Raw genomic sequence first — 20,630 nt, 5'->3', positions numbered from 1 at the left:
GCCGGGCACCTACAGGAGCTGTCTTCCACTATGTGGTCCTACATACTCAAGCGTCTGCTGATCATGATCCCGACGCTGCTCGGCGTGATCACCCTGACTTTCGTCGTCATCCAGTTCGTGCCGGGTGGTCCGGTCGAACAGGTGATTCTCGAGCTCAAGCACCGCGGTGGCGGCGGTGAAGCGAGCGGCGGGGGCAGCGGCAACAACTATCGCGGCCGCAACGGCGTCGATGCCCAGCAACTCGCCCAGATCAAGGCGCTCTACGGTTTCGACAAGACGCCGGCAGAGCGCTATTGGCTCATGCTCAAACGCTTCGCGCAGTTCGATCTCGGTCAGAGCTATTTTCATCATCAGAGCGTGTGGTCGCTGATCGTCTCGAAGCTGCCGGTGTCGATCTCGCTCGGGCTGTGGACCTTCTTCCTGACGTATCTGATATCGGTGCCGTTGGGCATCGCCAAGGCGGTGCGCAACGGTTCCCGCTTCGACACGCTCACCAGTCTGGTCGTGCTCGTCGGCTACGCCATCCCGGGCTTCGTGCTGGGCGTGCTGTTGCTTGTGCTCTTCGGTGGCGGCTCGTTCTGGCAGGTGTTTCCGCTGCGCGAACTCGTCTCGGACAACTGGGCCGAGCTGTCGTGGCCCGCGAAAATTACCGACTATCTGTGGCACATCACGCTGCCGGTGACGGCATCGGTCGTGGGCAGTTTTGCGGTGGTGACCATGCTCACCAAGAACGCGTTTCTCGACGAAATCCGCAAGCAGTACGTGCTGACCGCGCGCGCGAAAGGGCTCTCGGAGCGCAAGGTGCTGTTCAAGCATGTCTTCCGCAATGCGCTGATTCCGCTCATCACCGGCTTCCCCGCCGCCTTCATCGGTGCGTTCTTCGCGGGCAGCCTGCTGATCGAAACGCTGTTCTCGCTCGACGGGCTCGGCCGGTTGTCGTTCGAATCGGTGCAACGGCGCGACTATCCGGTCGTGCTCGGCTCGCTCTACCTGTTCACGCTGATCGGACTCGTGACCAAACTCATTTCCGACCTGTGCTACGTGCTGGTCGACCCGCGCATTCAATTCGACCGACTGGAGCATTGACGTGAACCGATCCGACACGCCATCGCCGCGTCCGCCTCGTTCGTCACTGCCGCCCGCTGCGGCACCTGCCCGTGCGTCGCAGTCGTCATACACGTCGCGCTCGCCGCGCTGGCGCGTCTGGCGGCGCTTTCGCAGCGAGCGGCTCGGCTACTGGAGCCTCATCGCGTTCGTCGTGCTGTTCGGCATCAGCCTGTTCGCCGAAGTGCTCTGCAACGACAAGCCGTGGGTGGTGCGTTACGAAGGCCAGTGGTACTTCCCGCTGGTCAAGACGTATCCCGAACTCACCTTCGGCGGCGACTTCCCTACGCCGACCGATTACCTCGATCCGTTCATCGAGAAGCGCATCCGCTCGGGCGATAACTTCGCAATCTATCCGCCGGTGCGCTACAGCTACGACACCATCAACTACTTCGCGAAGGTGCCCAATCCGGCGCCGCCGTCGTCCGAGAACTGGCTCGGGACCGACGATCGCGGCCGCGACGTGTTCTCGCGGCTGCTGTACGGCTTCCGGCTGTCGGTGATCTTCGCGCTGGCGCTCACCATTTCGGGCACGCTGCTGGGCATTCTGGCGGGCGCCGTGCAGGGCTTCTACGGCGGGCGCATCGACCTGACGCTGCAACGGTTGATCGAAATCTGGGGCTCGCTGCCGGAGCTGTATCTGCTGATCATCTTCGCGTCCATCTTCGAGCCGCAGTTGTGGCTGCTCTTCGTGCTGCTGTCGCTGTTCGGCTGGATCGGGTTGTCCGATTACGTGCGCGCCGAGTTCCTGCGCAATCGCCAGCTCGATTACGTGCGGGCGGCGCGGGCGATGGGGCTGTCGAACTGGCAGATCATCCGGCGGCATGTGCTGCCCAACAGCATGACGCCGGTCATCACGTTTCTGCCGTTCCGCATGAGCGGGGCGATTCTTGCACTGACGAGTCTGGATTTTCTCGGTCTCGGTGTGCCGCCGCCAACGCCGAGCCTCGGTGAGCTGCTGAGTCAGGGCAAGGCGAATCTCGACGCCTGGTGGATCTCGCTGGCCACGTTCGTGGTGCTCGTGCTCACGCTGTTGTTGCTCACGTTCATGGGCGATGCGTTGCGCAACGCGCTCGACACGCGCGTCGCCGACAAGCAGGCCGCCGCCGGGGGGGTAATGTGAGCGCGCCGCTGCTGAGTATCGAAAACCTGTCGGTGCGCTTTGGCGACACCGAGGTCGTGAAGGATCTGAGTCTGGCCATCGGGCGCGGCGAACGCGTGGCCCTCGTGGGCGAGTCGGGCTCGGGCAAGAGCGTGACGGCACTGGCCATTCTGCGGCTGCTGCAAGATGCGCAGGTGCAGGGGAAGGTACTGCTCGATGGCGTCGATCTCGCCTCGCTGCGCGAGCGCGATATGCGAGCGTTGCGCGGCAACGATATCGCGATGATCTTCCAAGAGCCGATGACCGCGCTCAATCCGCTCTATCCGATCGGCGAGCAGATTGCCGAGGCGCTGGAGCTGCACGAAGGGCTCTCGCCGAAAGACGCCAAGGCGCGTGCCATTGCCTTGCTGCGCCGCACCGGGATTCCCGAGCCGGAGCGCCGCGTTTCTCACTTTCCGCACGAGTTGTCCGGCGGGCAGCGCCAGCGCGCGATGATCGCGATGGCGCTGGCGTGTCACCCGAAGCTGCTGCTCGCCGACGAGCCGACCACAGCGCTCGACGTCACCATTCGCGCGCAGATCATGGAGCTGCTGCTGGAGTTGCAGCGTGATGCTGCCGCGACGCGCGGCATGGCGGTGCTGCTCATCACGCACGATCTGAATCTGGTGCGCCGCTTTGCCGAACGTGTGGCGGTGATGGAGAAGGGCGTGCTGGTGGAGTGTGCCGACACGGAAACGCTGTTCACCCAGCCGCAGCATCCGTACACGCAGAAGCTCATCAACAGCCGGCCGCAGCGCGAGATTCACCCGGTGTTGCCGATTGCGCCGGTGTTGCTCGAAGCGAAAGGCGTGACGGTCGATTACTCGATCGCACAGCCAGGCATGCGCGGCTGGTTCAAGCGAGGTCTGTTCCGTGCGGTGCATCCCGTCGACTTGTCGCTGCGCCAAGGTGAGACGCTGGGCGTGGTGGGGGAGTCGGGGTCCGGCAAGTCGACGCTGGCGATGACGCTGCTGGGGTTGCAGCGGGCGAGTGCGGGGCAGATCGAGTTCCTCGGCGAGCCGCTGGCCAGCTACCGGGGCATGGCGCAGCGCACGTTGCGCTCGCATATGCAGATCGTGTTTCAAGACCCCTACGGCTCGCTGTCGCCGCGCATGACCATCGAGGAGATTGTCGGCGAAGGGCTGGCGTTGCACCGTCCGCAGCAGTCGGAGGCGGACCGCCGCGCAAGGGTCGCGGATGTGCTCCGCGAAGTGGGCATCGACGCCCGCGCGATGTCGCGTTATCCGCATGAATTCTCGGGCGGTCAACGGCAACGCATTGCCATTGCGCGGGCGCTGGTGGTCGATCCGCAGATCCTCGTGCTCGATGAGCCGACCAGTGCGCTCGACGTGTCGATTCAGCAGCAAGTGCTCCATCTGCTGGCACAGCTACAGGTGAAGTACAACCTGAGCTACCTCTTCATCAGTCACGATCTGGCCGTCATGCGGGCCATGGCGCACCGCGTGCTGGTGTTCAAAGACGGGCATCTGGTGGAGCAGGGCGATACGGAATCAGTATTTTTTGACCCGCAAAACGATTACACCCGGGAACTGGTCGCGGCTGCCATGTTGTAGTCACCTCAAGTTGCGTGACGCCGCGGCGAAACATCGTGCAACGTCACGAAACGTCGGCTAAATCACAAGGGCTTGATTGTTAATGAAAATTTTCTGATTGTATTGATTGTTTTTTTCTATTACCTTTTGACATCGTGTGACGTTCACATTACTATCGCGTACCAATTAAGTTGAATATTCAACGAGTTAACCGAAGCGAAAGCGAGGGTAACCCCGAGATATCCGACATAGCACCACCGTAGTTGCACCTGACGAGCTACTCATCGGCCATCCGACACCCTCAACCCGGCGACCAATGCAGACGAAACCTAAGCGCACCCGCAAGACTCTCCTTCTCGCGTTCACTGCCGCTGGGCTCGTCACCGCCTCGTTGACGGCAAAGGCTGACGACTACAACAACGGCCCCTCGGCCGCCGCCCGCGCTGCGGCGGCTGCCATTCAGGCCGCTTCGCAAACTTCCTCCTCGACTTCGACCAGCAACGCCTCTACGGGCGTCACGGGTATTGCAACGGGCGATACGCCGGTTGCCGCCGTGGAAGAGTCGCGTGTGCAACGTGCGCAAAAGCTGCTCTCGAATGTGACGGACAAGGCGTCGGACGTTGTGCTGGGCGCGCTGAACTACATCGGCGTGCGCTACAAGTACGGCGGCAACACGCCGGACAGCGGTCTGGATTGCAGCGGCTTCGTGCGCTATGTGTTCCAGGACACGCTCAATTTCATGCTGCCGCGCCGCTCGGAAGAGATGAGCCAGGTGGGCGAGCGCATTGCCAAGACCGATCTGAAGCCGGGCGATCTGGTGTTCTTCAACACCATGCGCCGCAGCTTCTCGCACGTCGGTATCTATATTGGTGGCGACAAGTTCGTGCACGCCCCGGCCACCGGCGGCAAGATTCGCGTGGAAACGCTGAGCGAGTCGTACTGGTCGGCCCGCTACAACGGCGCGCGTCGCGTCGAGACGCTCAAGGCCAGCGCCGAGCTGTCGCGCGTCGAACAAATCTTCAAGAACGATCACCCGATGTAAGTGGCGGGGGTGTGCCCGGGGCAACCGCCGGGACGCCTGAGCCAGACGAACAAAAGAAATGCCGCCCTCGGGCGGCATTTTTTATGGCGGGCGCGGATTGGGCGCGAGTGGGTTCAGCGGGCGGCTTGCTGGGTGCCGCTGGCCGCCTGTGCCTGAGCCTCGGCGAGCTTGCGCTGAATCTGCGGCCACAACTGCGACACGGCTTCCTCGCCCGCCAGAATGGCGCGATTGCGCCCCTGAAAGTCCGAGGCTCCCATCTTGGCCAGCGACGGGCGAATGACCACGTCGGCGTTCTTCTCCAGTTCGTACTGCTTGATCGACTGGCCCATGATCGTGAACGTCTGCATCAGGATGTCGAACTGCCCCTGCGTTGCCTGTGCGGTCGGGTTGGCCGAGATGTCGACCGCGATCACGAAGTCGGCGCCCATCTGACGCGCGTACTCGGCCGGCACCGGCGCCACGAGGCCGCCATCCACGTAATCTCGGTTGCCGATATGCACGGGCTCGAACACGCCCGGCACGCTGCTGGACGCCCGCACGGCCTGCCCCGTGTTGCCACGGCGGAACAGGATCGGCGCGCCGCTTTGCAGGTCGGTGGCCACAATGCCGAGCTGACGCGGCATCTGTTCGATCGGACGGTCCTTGAGGATTTTGTTGACGTACGACTGAAGCGCTTCGCCGCGCAGCATGCCGCGTGAGCGGAACGGCATGGTCCAGTCGCTGATCGAGGCTTCGTCCATCGTCGAGGCCAGACGGTTGAGCTGGAAGCCGTTCAGACCCGAGGCGTACATGGCGCCCACGACACTGCCGGCACTCGTGCCGACGACGATGTCAGCGTGAATGCCACGCGCTTCCAGTGCCTTGATCACGCCCACGTGCGCAAAGCCACGTGCGGCACCGCCACCGAGTGCCAGCCCGATCTTCAGGGGGCGGACAACCTTGGGCGGCGTGACCGGTGTGGCGGGTGTTGCCGGCGTCTGGGCGAGCGGCGTAGCGGGGGAGGTCTGGGGTGCCGGGGCATTCCCGCCATTGGCGCTGATATCGACGGACGGGGCGCTGGCGCAACCAGCCAACACGGCGGCCACGGTCAATGCCGCAAGCGTGGGGCGCACACGGCGCAAAGTGGGGAACAACGGCAACAAGGGGAGAACTCCAACAGGGCGGGACGGGCGAGTACGGCGGCAGAAGCACCGACGCGCAATTTTACGGCGATTGGAGCGTCACGAACACCCATCAGTTCACTTTTGGCGCGGGAAGTCGAAGGGCGTCGACTTGTCAGCTTCCTCGCGGAACCTTCTCCGGCACGGTTCGTCTTATCTGCCGCAACCCTCTGCTGTGCCCATCCCCCGTCTCCTCTCGCCATGCTCTCGCAACGATTCACTCGGGAAATGGTGAATATCGAAACAAATGCGAATAAGAATCATTTGCTTTGATATGAATATTTCATTATGCTGTTCCTCTGTGCAAAACCGTTTGCCGCCGATTGCCGGGATCTTCAGCGGCTTTCCGGGCGCATTCAGATTCACTCGCACTTACTCTCACTATTTCTCCGGGGAACTGCCCATGAAGGCGACGACGATTGGCAAACTGACGCGACTGACGGTGCTGGGGGCCACGATGGCCGCAGCATTCGGCGCGCAAGCCGATACCGATAAGGTGCTGAATCTGTACTCGGCACGTCATTACCAGACCGACGAGCAGCTTTACGGCACGTTCACCAAGCAGACCGGCATCAAGATCAATCGCATCGAGGCGGATGACGCCGCGTTGCTGGAGCGTCTGAAAGGCGAGGGTGCGAAGAGCCCGGCCGACGTGATTCTGATGGTCGATGCAGCGCGTCTGGCCAAGGCCGACGAGGCAGGGCTCTTCCAGCCGGTGAAGTCCGCGACGCTCGACGCGCGCATTCCCGCCAAGCTGCATGCCGCAAGCACCAACAAGGGCACCGACTGGTATGGCTTCTCGACGCGCGCTCGCGTGATCGTCTACAACAAGGACAAGGTCGACCCGAAGACGGTGGCGTCTTATGAGTCGCTGGCCGATCCGAAGCATAAGGGGCAGGTCTGCACGCGCTCGGGTTCGCATCCGTATATGCTGTCGCTGGTCGGCGCGCTGATCGCACGTGACGGCGCGGCGGCGACCACGAAGTGGGCGGAAGGCATGGTCGCGAACTTCGCGCGTGCACCGCGCGGTGGCGATACCGATCAGATCAAGGCGGTGGCAACGGGTGAGTGTGGCGTGGCGCTCGCCAACTCGTATTACTACGTGCGCATGGCGCGCTCGGACAAGCCGGAAGACAAGGCGCTGATGTCGAAGGTGGGCTTCCTGTGGCCGGATCAGGCCGGCGCAGGCGCGCACGTGAACGTTGCGGGTGCCGGTGTAGCCAAGCACGCACCGAACCGCGACAACGCCGTGAAATTCCTCGAATACCTCGCCAGCGACGAAGCGCAGCAATACTTCGCCAACGGCAACAACGAATGGCCGGCCGTGCCGACGACGAAGGTCGATAACCCGGCGCTCGCTTCACTGGGCGACTTCAAGGCCGAGACGGTGCCCATCGGTACCATCGCGAAGAACCTGCCGGAAGCGCAGCGTATTCTCGACCGCGCGGGCTACAAGTAATACCGTGACGCGTCGCGGCTGACGCGTTGACTGCCTGCCAAATGCAAAGGGCGCCGGAGGATCTCCGGCGCCCTTTGTTTATCGTGTGTCGGCGTGAGGCATTTCCGCCCTCGACGCCGATGCTGGTACCGATACCGATACCGATACCGATACCGATACCGATACCGATCACGAAGCTCAGTCGATTGCTTCGTCTTCGTCGCCCGGCTGGTACATGTGATAGTCGCCGGTCGCGTACACGCCCTTGTACGGCGTCGGCGATTCGTCGTCGTGATCGACCGGATGCGTCTCGGCAATGCGCAGCGACGCGCGCACCTGCGGCGGCTCGCACTCGGCGATCAGGCGCAGGGCGTCTTCTTCGTTCTCGGCGACCACGTCGTACGTGGTGACGAATTCGGGGGCAGGGCCGTCGGGGTCTTCATCTTCGAGCGGCTCGTACCACTGGCCTTCGACGATCAGATGCATGGCCTTGGCCGTGTCCGATTGCTCGCCACGTGCAGCGCGCAGCGACCAGAGGACGAGTTCGCTCCACTTGTAGAGCTGTACGGCGTCCTGGGCGGCGGCAAGTGCTTTCGCGTCGTCACCCGACTGCTTGTAGGCGAGCGACAGTTCGGCGTAGACACCGGCCATGGATTCGTTGCTGCCTTCTTCGTCGCCTTCGTGATTGTGCAGGGCGTTGAAGGTGTCGATGGCGGCTTGGGCGTCACCCTGCGCATTGAACAGATGCATGCGCAGCGCGATGGCGGCTTCGATGAACGCATGGCCGTTCTGCGCCAGATAAGGGCTTTCGAAGACGCGGTCGAGACGTTGATGCGCGGCCTCGCGATCGCCGTGACGCGAGAGGGCGTTGGCGTGGTTGAAATCGATGATGACGACATCTTCGTCGGGCGCGGCGTTGCCGGCGGCTTCGTACGCGTCGACGGCGGCGGGGAAGCGGTCGAGGTCGGCCCGGAAGTTGCCGAGCAATTGCCACAGACGCCAGAGGCCCGATGCGCCCGCTTCTGCCTGAGCGACGCCGGACTCAAGCACGGTCACTGCCTGTTCCATTTCGTCCATTTCGGCATAGGCGGCTGCCTGAATCTCATAGCCGCTCAGGTGCTTCATCGATTCGAGCTGCTTGCCGATTTCCAGTGCAGACTCGGGATCCCCGGCCTCAAGGTGGTTAGCCGCTTCGGCAATCAGGTCGTTCGACAGATCGTCTTGTTCAGACATGGCAGATTCTCCATGGGGGCGTGGGGATTGCGCCCATCATATAACAGGGTTCGTGACAGCCCGAAGCGTGCCGGGGCGGTCGTGGAAGGCGTGGCGAAATAAAAAAGCCGCGACGGGCGTCGCGGCTTTTTGACGTGATGCGCGTCGGGCTATCAGCCGCCGCGGCGCATCAGGTCGAAGAACTCGGCGTTGTTCTTCGTCTGCTTGATCTTGCCAAGCAGGAATTCCATCGCTTCGGCTTCGTCCATGTCGTAGATCAGCTTGCGCAGCACCCAGATCTTTTGCAGGATCTCGGGCTTGATCAGCAGCTCTTCGCGACGCGTGCCGGACTTGTTCAGGTTGATCGACGGGTAGACGCGCTTTTCCGCGAGACGGCGCTCGAGGTGCACTTCCATATTGCCCGTGCCCTTGAATTCTTCGTAGATCACGTCGTCCATGCGGCTGCCGGTCTCGATCAGCGCGGTGGCGATGATCGTGAGCGAGCCGCCTTCTTCGACGTTACGGGCTGCGCCGAAGAAACGCTTCGGACGTTGCAGCGCGTTGGCATCGACACCGCCGGTCAGCACCTTGCCCGACGCCGGGATCACGGTGTTGTAGGCGCGTGCCAGACGCGTAATCGAGTCGAGCAGAATGATCACGTCCTGCTTCATTTCGATCAGGCGCTTGGCCTTCTCGATCACCATTTCGGCGACCTGCACGTGACGCGTTGCCGGTTCGTCGAACGTCGAAGCGATCACTTCGCCCTTCACCGAACGCTGCATTTCGGTCACTTCTTCCGGGCGCTCGTCGATGAGCAGCACGAAAAGCTTGGCTTCCGGGTGATTGGTGGCGATGGCGTGTGCGATGTGTTGCAGCATCACGGTCTTGCCGGACTTCGGCGAGGCCACGAGCAGACCGCGCTGGCCCTTGCCGATCGGGGCAATCATGTCGATGATGCGGCCCGTCACGTTCTCTTCGCCGCGAATGTCGCGCTCGAGCAGCAGCGGCTTGTTCGGGTGCAGCGGCGTGAGGTTCTCGAACATGATCTTATGTTTCGAGGCCTCGGGCGGGTGGTCGTTGACCTTGTCCACCTTCACGAGCGCGAAATAGCGTTCGCCGTCCTTCGGCGTGCGCACTTCCCCTTCGATCGTGTCGCCGGTATGCAGGTTGAAGCGGCGGATCTGCGACGGGCTGATATAGATATCGTCCGTGCTGGCCAGATACGACGTCTCAGGCGAGCGAAGGAAACCGAAGCCATCCGGCAGCACTTCGAGCGTCCCGTCGCCATAGATGGTTTCGCCGGTCTTTGCGCGCTTCTTCAGAATGGCGAACATCAGCTCCTGCTTGCGAAGACGGTTGGCGTTCTCGATTTCGAGACCGTTCGCCATTTCTAGCAGCTCGGAGACGTGCTGGGACTTTAGTTCGGATAAATGCATACGGAGGTGCCGTCCGTTGGACGACAAGTGAAGGATCAGGGAAAAGTGAGCGAACGCTCGAAGAACTTTGGGATGCTTTGTGGCGGATTATATAGCAAGCAGCGCGAGGCGCAAGCGTTGCACCGCCGGCGAGGTGCCGGGCTGTCGCGCTGCGGCGACAAAGGCCCCGGCACCTGCTGCCATCAACCCGGGATTACAGGTTGTTGTCGAGGAACGCCGTCAGTTGCGATTTCGACAGTGCACCGACCTTCTGGCCAGCCACAGCGCCGTTCTTGAACAGGATCAGCGTCGGGATACCGCGGATGCCGAACTTGCCCGGGGTGCCCTGGTTGGCATCGACGTCGATCTTGGCAATCTGCACCTTGTCGCCGTATTCCTTGGCCACTTCTTCCAGGATCGGGGCAATCATCTTGCAAGGACCGCACCATTCTGCCCAGAAGTCGAGCAGCACCGGCTTGTCGGATTGCATGACGTCCGCTTCGAACGTGCTGTCGGAGATGTGTTTGATGTTTTGGCTCATGAGTGTTTTACGCCTCGTCTATCTATTCGGAAACGCTTCGGGAAAACGGTACCTTCGTGCCTCGTTTTCGCCTGCGCCGGAGATGTCGCTCGGCCTTGTGCCCGGGCGTTCATTCTCCATATGGAGGCTGCAACAGCGTGATTCAATAGGACGCGTTATTGCAGTTTGCGGTCATATTAACGGAAATCTCCAACGCTTGCGCGCGCCGCCCCATAAGGAAAATACCCGCGCCGGACGGGCGTCGCGGGCAGATCGGCAAGAATAGCGCTTCTGTTGGCGCGTCGACTCTGGTAGAATCTTTTCCTGACGGGCCTCCTCGCATGGTGGCGCGGCCAATCTGGTCAGGTCGGGAACGAAGCAGCCACAGCCGTTTTCTACCAGTGCCGAGGGTCAGGCTCGTCACCTTACCTCCTTGTTTTATCGAAGTTCTCCGCGCGTTCTGCGCATCGCTCGCTCCCTCGAAGTCACGTGTTTCAAGCTCGCAATGCCGGTCGGCGTTCGTCTGTCGCCGCGCTGTCGATGATGCTTTCCCGCGATCGATACGATGCATTTTCATGCGTCTCGCGCAGGGCGGAAGGGCGCGGTAGAATCGCGCAACATTTTTTTCTATCGCACCGATAGTCTCCTCAATTCGCCGGCGTCATTCACTGCACGTCGAGGTGGCGTTCCGAGCCGGATCGACGCCTGATCGGGCGACGTCCAACGGTGCGGAAGCTCACCGCCGAACTGTTACAATTTGGCATGACCTATCAAGTACTCGCGCGCAAATGGCGCCCCAAAGGCTTCTCGACCCTGGTGGGCCAGGAGCATGTCGTGCGTGCGTTGACGCACGCGCTCGAGCAACAGCGCCTGCATCACGCCTATCTGTTTACCGGCACGCGCGGCGTGGGCAAGACAACGCTCTCGCGTATTCTGGCCAAGGCGCTGAATTGCGAGACGGGGATCACGGCCCAGCCGTGCGGCGTTTGCCGTGCCTGCCGCGCCATCGACGAAGGGCGCTTTGTCGACTACGTCGAAATGGACGCGGCCTCGAATCGCGGCGTCGACGAGATGACCTCGCTGCTCGAAAAAGCGGTCTACGCGCCGGCAGACGCGCGCTTCAAGGTCTACATGATCGACGAAGTGCACATGCTCACCGGTCACGCGTTCAACGCGATGCTCAAGACGCTCGAAGAGCCGCCGGCACACGTCAAATTCATTCTCGCGACGACCGATCCGCAAAAGATTCCGGTCACCGTGCTTTCGCGCTGCCTGCAATTCAACTTGAAGCAGATGCCGGCCGGGCACATCGTCTCGCATCTCACGACCATTCTGGGTGAAGAGGGCATCGACAACGAGCCCCAGGCCCTGCGTCTGCTCGCGAAAGCGGCCAGCGGCAGCATGCGCGATGCGCTTTCGCTGACCGATCAGGCGATCGCCTATGCGGCCGGTCCGCTCACGGAAGTTGCCGTGCGCGGCATGCTCGGTGCCATCGATCAGAGCGTGCTCGTGCGTCTGCTCGATGCGCTGAAAGACGGCTCGCGTACCGACCTGATCGCCGTGGCCGACGAGATGGCAGAACGCAGCTTCTCGTTTGCCGCCGGTTTGCAGGATCTGGGCAGTCTGCTCCACAAGATCGCGCTCGCGCAGTTCGCGCCGGACGCCGTCTCGGACGACTGGCCTGAAGCGGCCGACGTGCGCCGGCTTGCCGAAGCGATTTCGCCGGAAGCGGTCCAGCTCTATTACCAGATCGCGACGCGCGCGCGCGGCGAGTTGGGCCTCGCGCCCGACGAATACACTGGTTTCTCGATGGCGCTGCTGCGCATGGCGGCGTTCACGCCGCTGCTTGCGGGCGGAACGCTGGCCGAGTCGCCCACGCCCCACGCGGCACCGCGCGCTTCTGCACCCGCGCCTGCCTCTTCTGCCTCTTCGCCCGCACGGGCTCCCCAAGCGTCAGCGCCCGAACCGATGCGTTCGGCGGCACCTCAGGCGCCCGCAGCACAACCCGAGGTGCGTCGTGCCCCGGCAGCGCGCGCGACGGCACCGACCGATGGTGCCGGTGCGCCGATGTCACCGGCCCGCGCCGCACTGGCCGCGCTCAATGCGGGTCGCAAAGGCACTGGCGGCCGGACGTCGGGTGGCGCGAGTGGTGCGCCGTCGGCCGGCCGCAGTGGTTCACGCCCGGCAGACGATGCCCCGGCGGGCGCCGACCCGGAGCCCGAGCCTGCTGCCGCCGGCATAAGCTCGGCCTCAGCTCCGGCACCGGCGGCACCGGCCGCACCCCGCGCCGTTGTCTATCGTGACGCGGACGGCAACGCCCCCGTCTTCACTGGCGAATGGCCTGCGCTCGCGGCCGAATTGCCGGCGCGCGGTCTGGCGCGGGAACTGGCGTTCCAAAGCGAATTGACCGAAGTGGCAGGCCGTGCGCTGCATTTGCGCGTGCCGCTGCGTCAGTTGGCCGATTCGGCCACCGCAGACAAGCTGCGGCAAGTGTTGTCCGAACACTTCGGCGGTGACGTTCAGGTGAACGTCGAACTGGGGCCAGTCGGTATCACTGCCGCATCGCTCGCCGCCGAAGCGGCGGCGGCCCGGCAACGGGCGGCCGAACAGGCCATCGCCGACGATCCGCTGGTACGTGAACTGATCGACGAATTCGACGCTCAAATCCTGCCAAATAGCATTCGGCCGGTACAATAAGCGAGTTCGCATTCGCAAAGTCGACGCGATTCGCTATCCATCCAATAATCTCTCTATTGCCCCTACGCGCCCCGGTGCGCATGACTCAGGAGTCAAGATGCTGAAAGGAAATATCGCGGGCTTGATGAAACAAGCTCAGCAAATGCAGGAAAACATGAAGAAGATGCAGGAGCAGCTGGCCCTGATTGAAGTCGAGGGTCAGTCGGGCGCCGGTCTGGTGAAGGTTGTGATGACCTGCAAGAACGACGTGCGCCGCGTGACCATCGACCCGAGCCTGCTCGCGGACGACAAGGACATGCTCGAAGACCTCGTGGCTGCCGCATTCAACGATGCCGTGCGCAAGGCCGAAGCGACCGCGCAAGAGAAGATGGGGGGCATGACCTCCGGTCTGCCGCTGCCGCCGGGCTTCAAGCTGCCGTTCTAACGTTCTAAGCGAAGGAAAGACGACGCATGCGCCAGCTTTCGAGCCTCCAGGAACTCGTCGACGCCCTGCGCGCGTTGCCGGGTGTCGGGCCGAAGTCCGCCCAACGCATGGCCTATCACCTGCTGCAACGCGACCGTCAGGGCGCCATGCGCTTGGGTGAGGCGCTGGTGCAGGCGTCGGAGCAGATTCGCCATTGCGCGCGCTGCAACACCTTTACCGAAGTGGAAGTCTGCGAGACGTGCCTCGATCCCGAGCGCGACACGAGCCTGTTGTGTGTGGTGGAAACCCCCGCCGACCAGAACATGCTCGAGCAGACGATGACCTTCAAGGGTCTGTACTTCGTGCTCATGGGCCACCTCTCGCCGCTCGACGGCGTGGGCCCGGGCGAGATTCATTTCGAACAATTGATCCGCCGCGCCACCGACGGCGTGGTCAAGGAAGTGGTGCTGGCCACCAACTTCACCAACGAAGGCGAGGCCACGGCCCACTACCTGGGGCAGATGCTCAAGGCCCGTGGTTTGCGCGTGAGCCGGCTGGCTCGCGGCGTGCCCGTGGGCGGCGAACTCGAGTATGTAGACGCCGGTACGATCGCCCGCGCCGTCCTCGACAGGCATACGCTCTGAGCATGACGAGCGCGTGACGCCACGGGTGTTTGCGCGTAGGTACTGCTACTCTCATCCAATCGGATTAGCTGTTTCTCGCTATTTCTGGGCATACCCCGGTCTTCTAGACTGAACCTGCCGACTCGGGGACCCAAAGAACACGGGGAAGACCATAACTCCCAAGCGGCGTGGGGCCGTATACCTGTTGCGTCAAGCCGGTCGAAAAACCCGGTCACCCGCGCAGGCACTGCTTAGGCAGGGAGTTAAGGTATGGCTAACGATACCGGGCGCACCCTGATTTACGCTTCCCGAAAGCACAACGACGGTTTGTTGTCGTTTTTGGGCGAGCAAGGCTGGCAAGTTGTGCCGGCCAAGAGCGCCAGCGACGTCGGTCGCATTCTCAATCCCGGGGTTACCAGCGCAGCACTCATCGACCTGGCGAGCGGTTATACCGATCGCGAGCTCGGCGCGTTCGAGTCCTGCATGCAGCCGGCGACCGTCGGCTGGGTTGCTGCCACGAATCCACAACAGCTCACGACGACGTCGGTGCGCCGGCTGATTCGCGACTATTGCTTCGACTACGTGAATGTTCCGTGCACGAACGATCAGCTCGCGCACTCGATCGGTCACGCCTGGGGCATGGCCTCGCTGTGCGAGGTGCCCGTCATCTTCACGCCGCAAGTCGGTGGCGACCAGGAAATGGTCGGCACCTGCGAGGCGATGCAACTGCTTTTCCGCACCATCCGCAAAGTGGCCAATACCGACGCGCCGGTGTTCATCTCGGGCGAGTCGGGCACCGGCAAGGAACTGAGCGCGGTGGCGATTCACGAGCGCTCCTTGCGTGCCAAGGGGCCGTTCGTGGCGATCAATTGCGGCGCCATTCCCCCGCACTTGATGCAATCCGAACTGTTCGGCTACGAGCGCGGCGCTTTCACGGGGGCCAATGCCCGCAAGATCGGCCGCGTGGAAGCCGCGAACGGCGGCACGCTGTTCCTCGATGAAATCGGCGACTTGCCGATCGAGAGTCAGGCGAGCCTGCTGCGCTTTCTGCAACAAGGGGCCATCGAGCGCCTGGGCGGCCACGATGTCATTCCGGTGAACGTGCGTGTGATGTCCGCGACGCACGTCGATCTCGAAGAGGCCGTGAAGGAAGGGCGCTTCCGCGTCGACCTGTATCACCGCCTGTGCGTGTTGCGTGTCGACGAACCGCCGCTGCGTGCGCGTGGTCAGGACATCGAAATTCTGGCCCATCACGTGCTGCAACGATTCAAAGGCGATAACCATCGCAAGATTCGTGGCTTCACGCAGTGTGCCGTGCAAGCCATGTATGAGTATCACTGGCCCGGCAATGTCCGTGAGCTCATCAACCGGGTTCGCCGTGCCATCGTGATGGCCGACAGCCGCATGATTTCGGCGAAGGATCTGGACCTGTTGCCGTGGGTGCCGACGCTGGTACGCACGCTCGAAGAAATTCGTACGGAAGCCGAACGAATTGCCATCGAACAGGCTTTGTTGCGTCACTGCCATCGTCTGACCGACGTGGCGGCAGAGTTGGGAATTTCGCGTATTACGCTGTATCGACTGATGTGCCGATATGGATTGCGTGGTGATGAATCGGGCGTGCCGGCCTGATATCTTCTGGCGAAGAGAGGGCGGCCGTCCTGCGTTGAGCAGGGCGGTCGTTTCTTTTTGGGCTCCTGATTATTCCCGATTCTTCCTGATGATCGGCCCGTCTTGTGCACAATCTCTCCCCCTGAATTCACTGTGGTTTTCGACGCGTATTCGTCGTTCGCGAGCCTTGCCATCGTCAATAACGACGGGGCTTTCGAGCGATTCCGACGGTGCGCGCCGTCGTACGCAATGCGTTGTCTCGAAGCGCGAGAGATTGTGCGGTGCAGTGCGGGCGCGTCGTGACGAAAGGGATGTCACGGCGCTGCCACCTTGCCGTCATGTCGAGGGGTACGAAGTTTCGGCGGTTCGGGCACTACGGGTTGTCCCGCGAACACATCAAAGATGAAACATCCGGGGCGCCGGCGGCCCTCGCGTTGCAAAGCCCCGGGTGTGACGTTGCGATGTCGTTTGCAGGAGAGCCGCGGATTCTGCCGCAAATCTGTCACGCAAGACCCTTGTGAATAGGGCATTTCCGAAAGACGTCGTTGACCACGCCGACATCCCTCGCCGTTCGGAATGTCTGCCGGCGACGCGGCAAGCGTGACAAAAGTGGCAGGAACCGCATCACGTATCAATGCTGAAACGTTTTCGAACACGGCACCCCTCGGGCGCAAGGGTGAAAAATAAAAGTCTTCATGTTTTCAAGCACTTGAGCGTTGTGGCACGGAAGTCGCTTTATAGACTCGGGCAAGGAGGGCACAGCGATGCGAATTCTCACCACCGAAATGCAATACCGAGTACGACAAGGCGCAGGCGCCATGGGCGCTGCCATCGTCGTGACGCTCGGTCTGTGCGCTGCGCCGGCACAGGCGCAGGATGCGGCCCCCGCACTGCGCGCCCCGCTCATGCAGATTGCAATGCTCACGGGTTCCATGGTGCCGCCGTCGGCCTCCATGACGCCTGTGACGGCCATGATGACGGCTACGCCGGTCAGCGACGCTGATGTGGCGGTGTCCGCCGGCCCGGCCACTGAACAAACCGCCACGCAAGCCCCGGCCGATGAACCGGCCGCCGTTGCCAGCAGTGACGACAGCAATACGAACAGCAACAACGATGCCGGCCTGAGCAAGGTACCGCTTGCCGCAGCGCGCATCGACGACGAACAACTCGGCAACCAGCGCGGCCGCAATTTGCAGGGCGGCACGATGGTCAAGTCACCCGGCATGACACTCGCGAATGGCGTGACGCTGTGGGACGAACTGCCCGGCGCCGTAACGCCGACGCCGCGTCCGCAGCAACTGTCGAACGGTGTGAACAACGTCCAGGTCATGCGTGTGACCTACACCACCCGGTGAACGACATGATCAACACTTCAGTGATGCAGGCTGCCAGCGCGATCGCCACGATGCTCGTGGCACTCGCCCCGGCACTGCTTCCCACGACTGCCAAGGCCGAACCGGCCCCGCCGGGAGACATCGTGATCGAGCGCAACATCGGGCCGGAGTACGTCGGACGGCAACTGCCGCGCGTCGAGAACCCGATTGGCATCTCGGTCCCCGCTTTCCCGACCGGCCCGTTCAATACCGCGATGGGCGCCGTCAATCAAGTCACGGATGGTGAATTGACCGGGCGCGCTTCGGTGGGCTTGATCACCGGCGCCGTACAGTCGGGCATCAATCCGGTGATGGGTGTGCTGGTGGGCAATGCCCGTGGCGGCAACGCGTTGAATTCCTCGAACGGCGTCGGCGGCGGTTTTGCCGGTGGCTCGGGCGGTGGCGGCGGGATCGGCAGCATCGGCACGCTGGTGCCGTCGGTCATCAACTCGGCCCTGGCGCCGCTGACCAGCATGGGTGCTGCGGGAGTCGCCAAATGAGCGCGTATCGCGACATTCGACGCCTGCATGGCGCACCGCTCACGGTCGCCGTGGCCATGGTCCTCGCCGCCGGGTTTGCCGCGACGGCTTCTGCGGAAGACATCTACATCGTGAACGGCCAGCTCGCCGGCACGAGCGCAACGGTCGAGAGCGGCGTCGCGGTAGGCGCGACCGGCGCGCTGACCGTGAATCAGGCGGCCGGGCTGAACAACGCCCAAGCCAACAGCGCGCTGATCGCGAACGGTGGCAGCGTCACGGTCGGCACGTCGAGTACCAATCAGGCAGCCGTCGTCACGAGCACGACAGGCGCCGCGAGCGCGGCAATTCAAGGCAACGCATTTTCAGGCACGTCCGGACTGGTGCAGGTGAACCAGGCGAGCGGTGCCGGCAATCTTCAACGCAACGCTACGGTCATTGTGATGGGCGATGCGGCTGGAGTGGCGAGCGTATCGGATACGGCACTATCCGCTGCGATCTCCAAGGGTGGCCCGGCTGGGCACGACAACCTCAACGATCAGTTCCGTACGGCGTCGATTTCCGGTGACGCATTCCGGGGCGCGAGCGGGGTGGTGCAAGTGAACCAGTCGGCTGGGATAGGCAATGTAACCGCAAATGTTTTTGTGCTCCGTCCCCCGGCGGGCACAGCTTTTTAACTGGGTAACTCTCTCGTCAAGGAGATGGTCATGAAAACGAAAGCAATTGCAGCGGCTGCACTGCTGGTAGCTACGGGTACCGCTATGGCGTCACCCAATCACCAGCAATATAGCTTCTCGTTCATCGGGAATGAAACCAACGTGCTCAACCTGGTCGGCATTTTCGGTCTGGTCGGCATTCGCGGCTGCGTCACGGTGGATAACACCGGCAACGCCGTCGTGCAAAGCAACCAGAGCGTCGACGTACACCACGTGAACCTGAAGGGGCCGCTGCTCGGCAACTACACGACGGGTCATGTGACGTATGGCGTCGACTCGAAGACCACGACGGTGTCTGACACCGGTGGTGCCTACCTCATCGGCGGCGTGACGACGAAGACGTATAGCAATACGGACTCGTGGGTCAACGCAACGGCGAGCGGCCACCTCAACACGAATCAGTCCTTCCAGGCAGGCGCCGGTTATGTTGCCGGTCAGTCCAGCTCCGGCTCGGGCGGCTTCATCGCCGGTGGCGGGTATCAGTATTCCAACATTGCAGCCGCTGGCGGCATCATCGGTGGCGGCATTATCCCGCTGCCGGGTGGTCTCGCTCTGTACGGTGGCTACATCGTCGGCAATGCCGGTGCCGGTCAAGGTTCGATCTGGGGTGGATACGCCTACGGTCAGCAATCGCAGTCGGCCGGTGGCTTCCTCGCAGGTGGCTTCCTGAATACCCAGAAGAGCTTCGACGCCGCGTTCCACTCGAATGTGGACTACGGCAGCGCGACGACGAACTCGGCTTCGATCGCCGCCGGTGCTCTGTGGGGCTTCTCGAACACCTACACGATGGCAACCACGTGGGAAAAGGGCGCTATCACGTTCCATACCAACACCGCGGTCTATCAAACGATGGGTGCGACGCTGGGCGGTGGTGCGTTGGCTGGTGCTAACGGCAACATCGGCGTGAACGTGGCCGCAGGTGCCGACAACGCGCAGGCGAACAACGTCGCGATCGCTTCGCTCAACGCTCAGCCGGTGTATGCCTCGGCCCAAGTGTTTGCGAACCAGTCGTCGAAGGGTTCGGCCAGCCTGTCGCAGTTCTATGTCACCTCGAGCGTGGGTGATGGTGCCCTCGCCGGTGCGACCGGGAACGTCGGCGTGAACGTGGCTTCGGGTGTCGGCAACGTGCAGCAAAACGGTCTGGCAGCCGCTGTCTCGCAAGGGGCGACCGGCTGGTACAAGGGCGGTGCGGCCAATTCGACGGCTCAAACCGACCAAACGGCTGGCATGAAGGCCTCGGGTGACTTCATCGCGACGGCTTCGCTCGGCGCAGGTGCACTCGCCTACTCCAGCGGCAACATCGGTGTGAACGTGGCTTCGGGCATCGGCAACGTCCAGAGCAACAGCCTTGCCATCTCGGCAATCAAGTAAGGTGTGCAACCGGTCCGGGGTCTCCCCGGACCGGTTTTTTCATGAGGTGTGTCATGAATGATGCGCGTCGTGCCGCAGTGAGGATCGCTACTGTTTGCGCTCTGGCGTGCGCAAGCGGGGCCGGGCACGCGCAGTATGCATCGGTGAACCTGGAGTCTTCGACTGGCGTACCGGCGGTCAAGACGATGCGTTCGTTCAAGTCGATGCACTACGTGAATCTGGTCCAGCAGGAATACGACTTCAGTTGTGGTTCCGCAGCCCTGGCGACACTGCTGCGATACGGCTACGGGATCGATATCCCCGAGCCGGAAATGATCAAGAAGATGATGGTCTTCTCCAATCCGGAGACCGTCATCAAGAACGGGTTCTCGATGCTCGACATGAAGAAATTCGTCGAGACGCTCGGACTCGAGGGGCGTGGCTTCAAGGTGGACATCAACGCGCTGTATGACCTGAAGATCCCGGTCATTGCGCTCATCGATGTCAACGGGTACCAGCATTTCGTGCTCATCAAGGCGGCCAGAGACGGACGCATCTTCGTGTCCGACCCGGCGCTGGGCAACCGAATTATCGCGCAAGCCGATTTTGCCAAGCAGTGGAATGGCTTGGTCCTGGCGGTCATCGGCAAGCCGTTCCTGGAGGATTCTCCGCTGCTCAAAGGAAACGAGTCCCTGGCGGTCAAGCTGCGCGACAGCGCCTTGACGACCGGGACGACAGCCACCCCGATGGTGGACTTCGGCCTCATCCGGTCGAACCTGTTTTGAGACCAGAACAT

The 20,630-nt window shown here is 62.5% G+C and carries 18 protein-coding genes and 1 other RNA gene; 15 read left to right on the top strand and 4 right to left on the bottom strand.

Annotated elements, in window-relative coordinates; genetic code table 11:
* The first annotated feature begins 30 nt into the window (after positions 1-30).
* From CDV46_RS12525 to CDV46_RS12510, 4 genes are all read left to right on the top strand, one after another.
* Positions 31-1,086, top strand: a complete 1,056-nt coding sequence (locus tag CDV46_RS12525; RefSeq protein ID WP_087688128.1) for a microcin C ABC transporter permease YejB — start codon at positions 31-33, stop codon at positions 1,084-1,086.
* A gap of 46 nt (positions 1,087-1,132) precedes the next feature.
* Entirely contained in the window at positions 1,133-2,227 is a 1,095-nt protein-coding gene (locus CDV46_RS12520) for an ABC transporter permease (RefSeq protein WP_087723270.1), read from the top strand.
* Entirely contained in the window at positions 2,224-3,819 is a 1,596-nt protein-coding gene (locus tag CDV46_RS12515; RefSeq protein WP_087722824.1) for an ABC transporter ATP-binding protein, read from the top strand. The genes CDV46_RS12520 and CDV46_RS12515 overlap by 4 nt, the downstream gene beginning before the upstream one ends.
* Before the next feature lie 295 nt (positions 3,820-4,114).
* The gene (locus CDV46_RS12510; protein WP_087722822.1) at positions 4,115-4,840 is read left to right on the top strand and encodes a C40 family peptidase; all 726 of its coding nucleotides are present in this window, start codon (positions 4,115-4,117) and stop codon (positions 4,838-4,840) included.
* A 113-nt stretch (positions 4,841-4,953) separates the two neighbouring features.
* On the opposite strand, the gene CDV46_RS12505 is transcribed toward CDV46_RS12510, so the two are convergent.
* A complete protein-coding gene (locus CDV46_RS12505; RefSeq protein ID WP_441339337.1) occupies positions 4,954-6,042 on the bottom strand; it encodes a patatin-like phospholipase family protein in 1,089 nt (362 codons plus the stop codon).
* Positions 6,043-6,403: 361 nt separating this feature from the next.
* Between CDV46_RS12505 and CDV46_RS12500 the strand changes: the two genes are divergently transcribed.
* Positions 6,404-7,459, top strand: coding sequence for a Fe(3+) ABC transporter substrate-binding protein (locus CDV46_RS12500; RefSeq protein ID WP_087722820.1), 1,056 nt, complete (start codon positions 6,404-6,406; stop codon positions 7,457-7,459).
* A gap of 177 nt (positions 7,460-7,636) precedes the next feature.
* Here CDV46_RS12500 and CDV46_RS12495 read toward each other — a convergent pair whose 3' ends face one another.
* The 3 genes from CDV46_RS12495 to trxA form a co-directional block, all read right to left on the bottom strand.
* The gene (locus CDV46_RS12495) at positions 7,637-8,671 is read right to left on the bottom strand and encodes a hypothetical protein (protein WP_087722818.1); all 1,035 of its coding nucleotides are present in this window, start codon (positions 8,669-8,671) and stop codon (positions 7,637-7,639) included.
* 152 nt (positions 8,672-8,823) lie between these two features.
* Positions 8,824-10,086, bottom strand: a complete 1,263-nt coding sequence (rho, locus tag CDV46_RS12490; RefSeq protein ID WP_042115527.1) for a transcription termination factor Rho — start codon at positions 10,084-10,086, stop codon at positions 8,824-8,826.
* 193 nt (positions 10,087-10,279) lie between these two features.
* Complete coding sequence (trxA, locus tag CDV46_RS12485; protein WP_087688123.1) at positions 10,280-10,606, bottom strand: thioredoxin TrxA; 327 nt, start codon at positions 10,604-10,606, stop codon at positions 10,280-10,282.
* 305 nt (positions 10,607-10,911) lie between these two features.
* Here trxA and ffs point away from each other — a divergent pair.
* The 10 genes from ffs (at position 10,912) to CDV46_RS12435 (ending at position 20,619) form a co-directional block, all read left to right on the top strand.
* An RNA gene (gene ffs, locus CDV46_RS12480) (signal recognition particle sRNA small type) lies at positions 10,912-11,010 on the top strand.
* Between the two features lie 337 nt (positions 11,011-11,347).
* Complete coding sequence (gene dnaX, locus CDV46_RS12475; protein ID WP_087723266.1) at positions 11,348-13,282, top strand: DNA polymerase III subunit gamma/tau; 1,935 nt, start codon at positions 11,348-11,350, stop codon at positions 13,280-13,282.
* A 97-nt stretch (positions 13,283-13,379) separates the two neighbouring features.
* A complete protein-coding gene (locus CDV46_RS12470; protein WP_058379275.1) occupies positions 13,380-13,706 on the top strand; it encodes a YbaB/EbfC family nucleoid-associated protein in 327 nt (108 codons plus the stop codon).
* 26 nt (positions 13,707-13,732) lie between these two features.
* Positions 13,733-14,329: a recombination mediator RecR gene (gene recR, locus CDV46_RS12465; protein WP_087688122.1), complete on the top strand. Its 597-nt coding sequence runs from the start codon at positions 13,733-13,735 to the stop codon at positions 14,327-14,329.
* Between the two features lie 249 nt (positions 14,330-14,578).
* Complete coding sequence (locus tag CDV46_RS12460) at positions 14,579-15,940, top strand: sigma-54 dependent transcriptional regulator (protein ID WP_058379273.1); 1,362 nt, start codon at positions 14,579-14,581, stop codon at positions 15,938-15,940.
* A 743-nt stretch (positions 15,941-16,683) separates the two neighbouring features.
* A complete protein-coding gene (locus CDV46_RS12455) occupies positions 16,684-17,274 on the top strand; it encodes a hypothetical protein (protein ID WP_140413352.1) in 591 nt (196 codons plus the stop codon).
* 5 nt (positions 17,275-17,279) lie between these two features.
* A complete protein-coding gene (locus tag CDV46_RS12450) occupies positions 17,280-17,792 on the top strand; it encodes a hypothetical protein (RefSeq protein ID WP_140413351.1) in 513 nt (170 codons plus the stop codon).
* Positions 17,789-18,445 carry a hypothetical protein gene (locus CDV46_RS12445; protein ID WP_087722816.1) on the top strand — a complete coding sequence of 219 codons (657 nt, stop codon included), beginning with the start codon at positions 17,789-17,791 and terminating at the stop codon, positions 18,443-18,445. Before CDV46_RS12450 ends, CDV46_RS12445 begins: the two co-directional genes overlap by 4 nt.
* Positions 18,446-18,475: 30 nt before the next feature.
* Positions 18,476-19,855: a hypothetical protein gene (locus CDV46_RS12440; RefSeq protein ID WP_087688119.1), complete on the top strand. Its 1,380-nt coding sequence runs from the start codon at positions 18,476-18,478 to the stop codon at positions 19,853-19,855.
* Between the two features lie 53 nt (positions 19,856-19,908).
* Positions 19,909-20,619: a C39 family peptidase gene (locus CDV46_RS12435; protein ID WP_249277507.1), complete on the top strand. Its 711-nt coding sequence runs from the start codon at positions 19,909-19,911 to the stop codon at positions 20,617-20,619.
* Positions 20,620-20,630 lie beyond the last annotated feature (11 nt).

The sequence above is a fragment of the Pandoraea sp. PE-S2T-3 genome (assembly GCF_002179965.1).
GTDB lineage: Bacteria > Pseudomonadota > Gammaproteobacteria > Burkholderiales > Burkholderiaceae > Pandoraea.
This window is presented reverse-complemented; position numbering and strand designations above follow the sequence as displayed.

Coding starts and splice junctions, on each gene's coding strand:
- CDV46_RS12470 (WP_058379275.1), top strand. CDS start 13,380: ATGCTGAAAGGAAATATCGCGGGCTTGATGAAACAAGCTCAGCAAATG.
- recR (WP_087688122.1), top strand. CDS start 13,733: ATGCGCCAGCTTTCGAGCCTCCAGGAACTCGTCGACGCCCTGCGCGCG.
- CDV46_RS12450 (WP_140413351.1), top strand. CDS start 17,280: ATGATCAACACTTCAGTGATGCAGGCTGCCAGCGCGATCGCCACGATG.
- CDV46_RS12460 (WP_058379273.1), top strand. CDS start 14,579: ATGGCTAACGATACCGGGCGCACCCTGATTTACGCTTCCCGAAAGCAC.
- CDV46_RS12510 (WP_087722822.1), top strand. CDS start 4,115: ATGCAGACGAAACCTAAGCGCACCCGCAAGACTCTCCTTCTCGCGTTC.
- rho (WP_042115527.1), bottom strand. CDS start 10,086: ATGCATTTATCCGAACTAAAGTCCCAGCACGTCTCCGAGCTGCTAGAA.
- CDV46_RS12445 (WP_087722816.1), top strand. CDS start 17,789: ATGAGCGCGTATCGCGACATTCGACGCCTGCATGGCGCACCGCTCACG.
- CDV46_RS12500 (WP_087722820.1), top strand. CDS start 6,404: ATGAAGGCGACGACGATTGGCAAACTGACGCGACTGACGGTGCTGGGG.
- CDV46_RS12495 (WP_087722818.1), bottom strand. CDS start 8,671: ATGTCTGAACAAGACGATCTGTCGAACGACCTGATTGCCGAAGCGGCT.
- CDV46_RS12455 (WP_140413352.1), top strand. CDS start 16,684: ATGCGAATTCTCACCACCGAAATGCAATACCGAGTACGACAAGGCGCA.
- CDV46_RS12525 (WP_087688128.1), top strand. CDS start 31: ATGTGGTCCTACATACTCAAGCGTCTGCTGATCATGATCCCGACGCTG.
- CDV46_RS12435 (WP_249277507.1), top strand. CDS start 19,909: ATGAATGATGCGCGTCGTGCCGCAGTGAGGATCGCTACTGTTTGCGCT.
- trxA (WP_087688123.1), bottom strand. CDS start 10,606: ATGAGCCAAAACATCAAACACATCTCCGACAGCACGTTCGAAGCGGAC.
- dnaX (WP_087723266.1), top strand. CDS start 11,348: ATGACCTATCAAGTACTCGCGCGCAAATGGCGCCCCAAAGGCTTCTCG.
- CDV46_RS12440 (WP_087688119.1), top strand. CDS start 18,476: ATGAAAACGAAAGCAATTGCAGCGGCTGCACTGCTGGTAGCTACGGGT.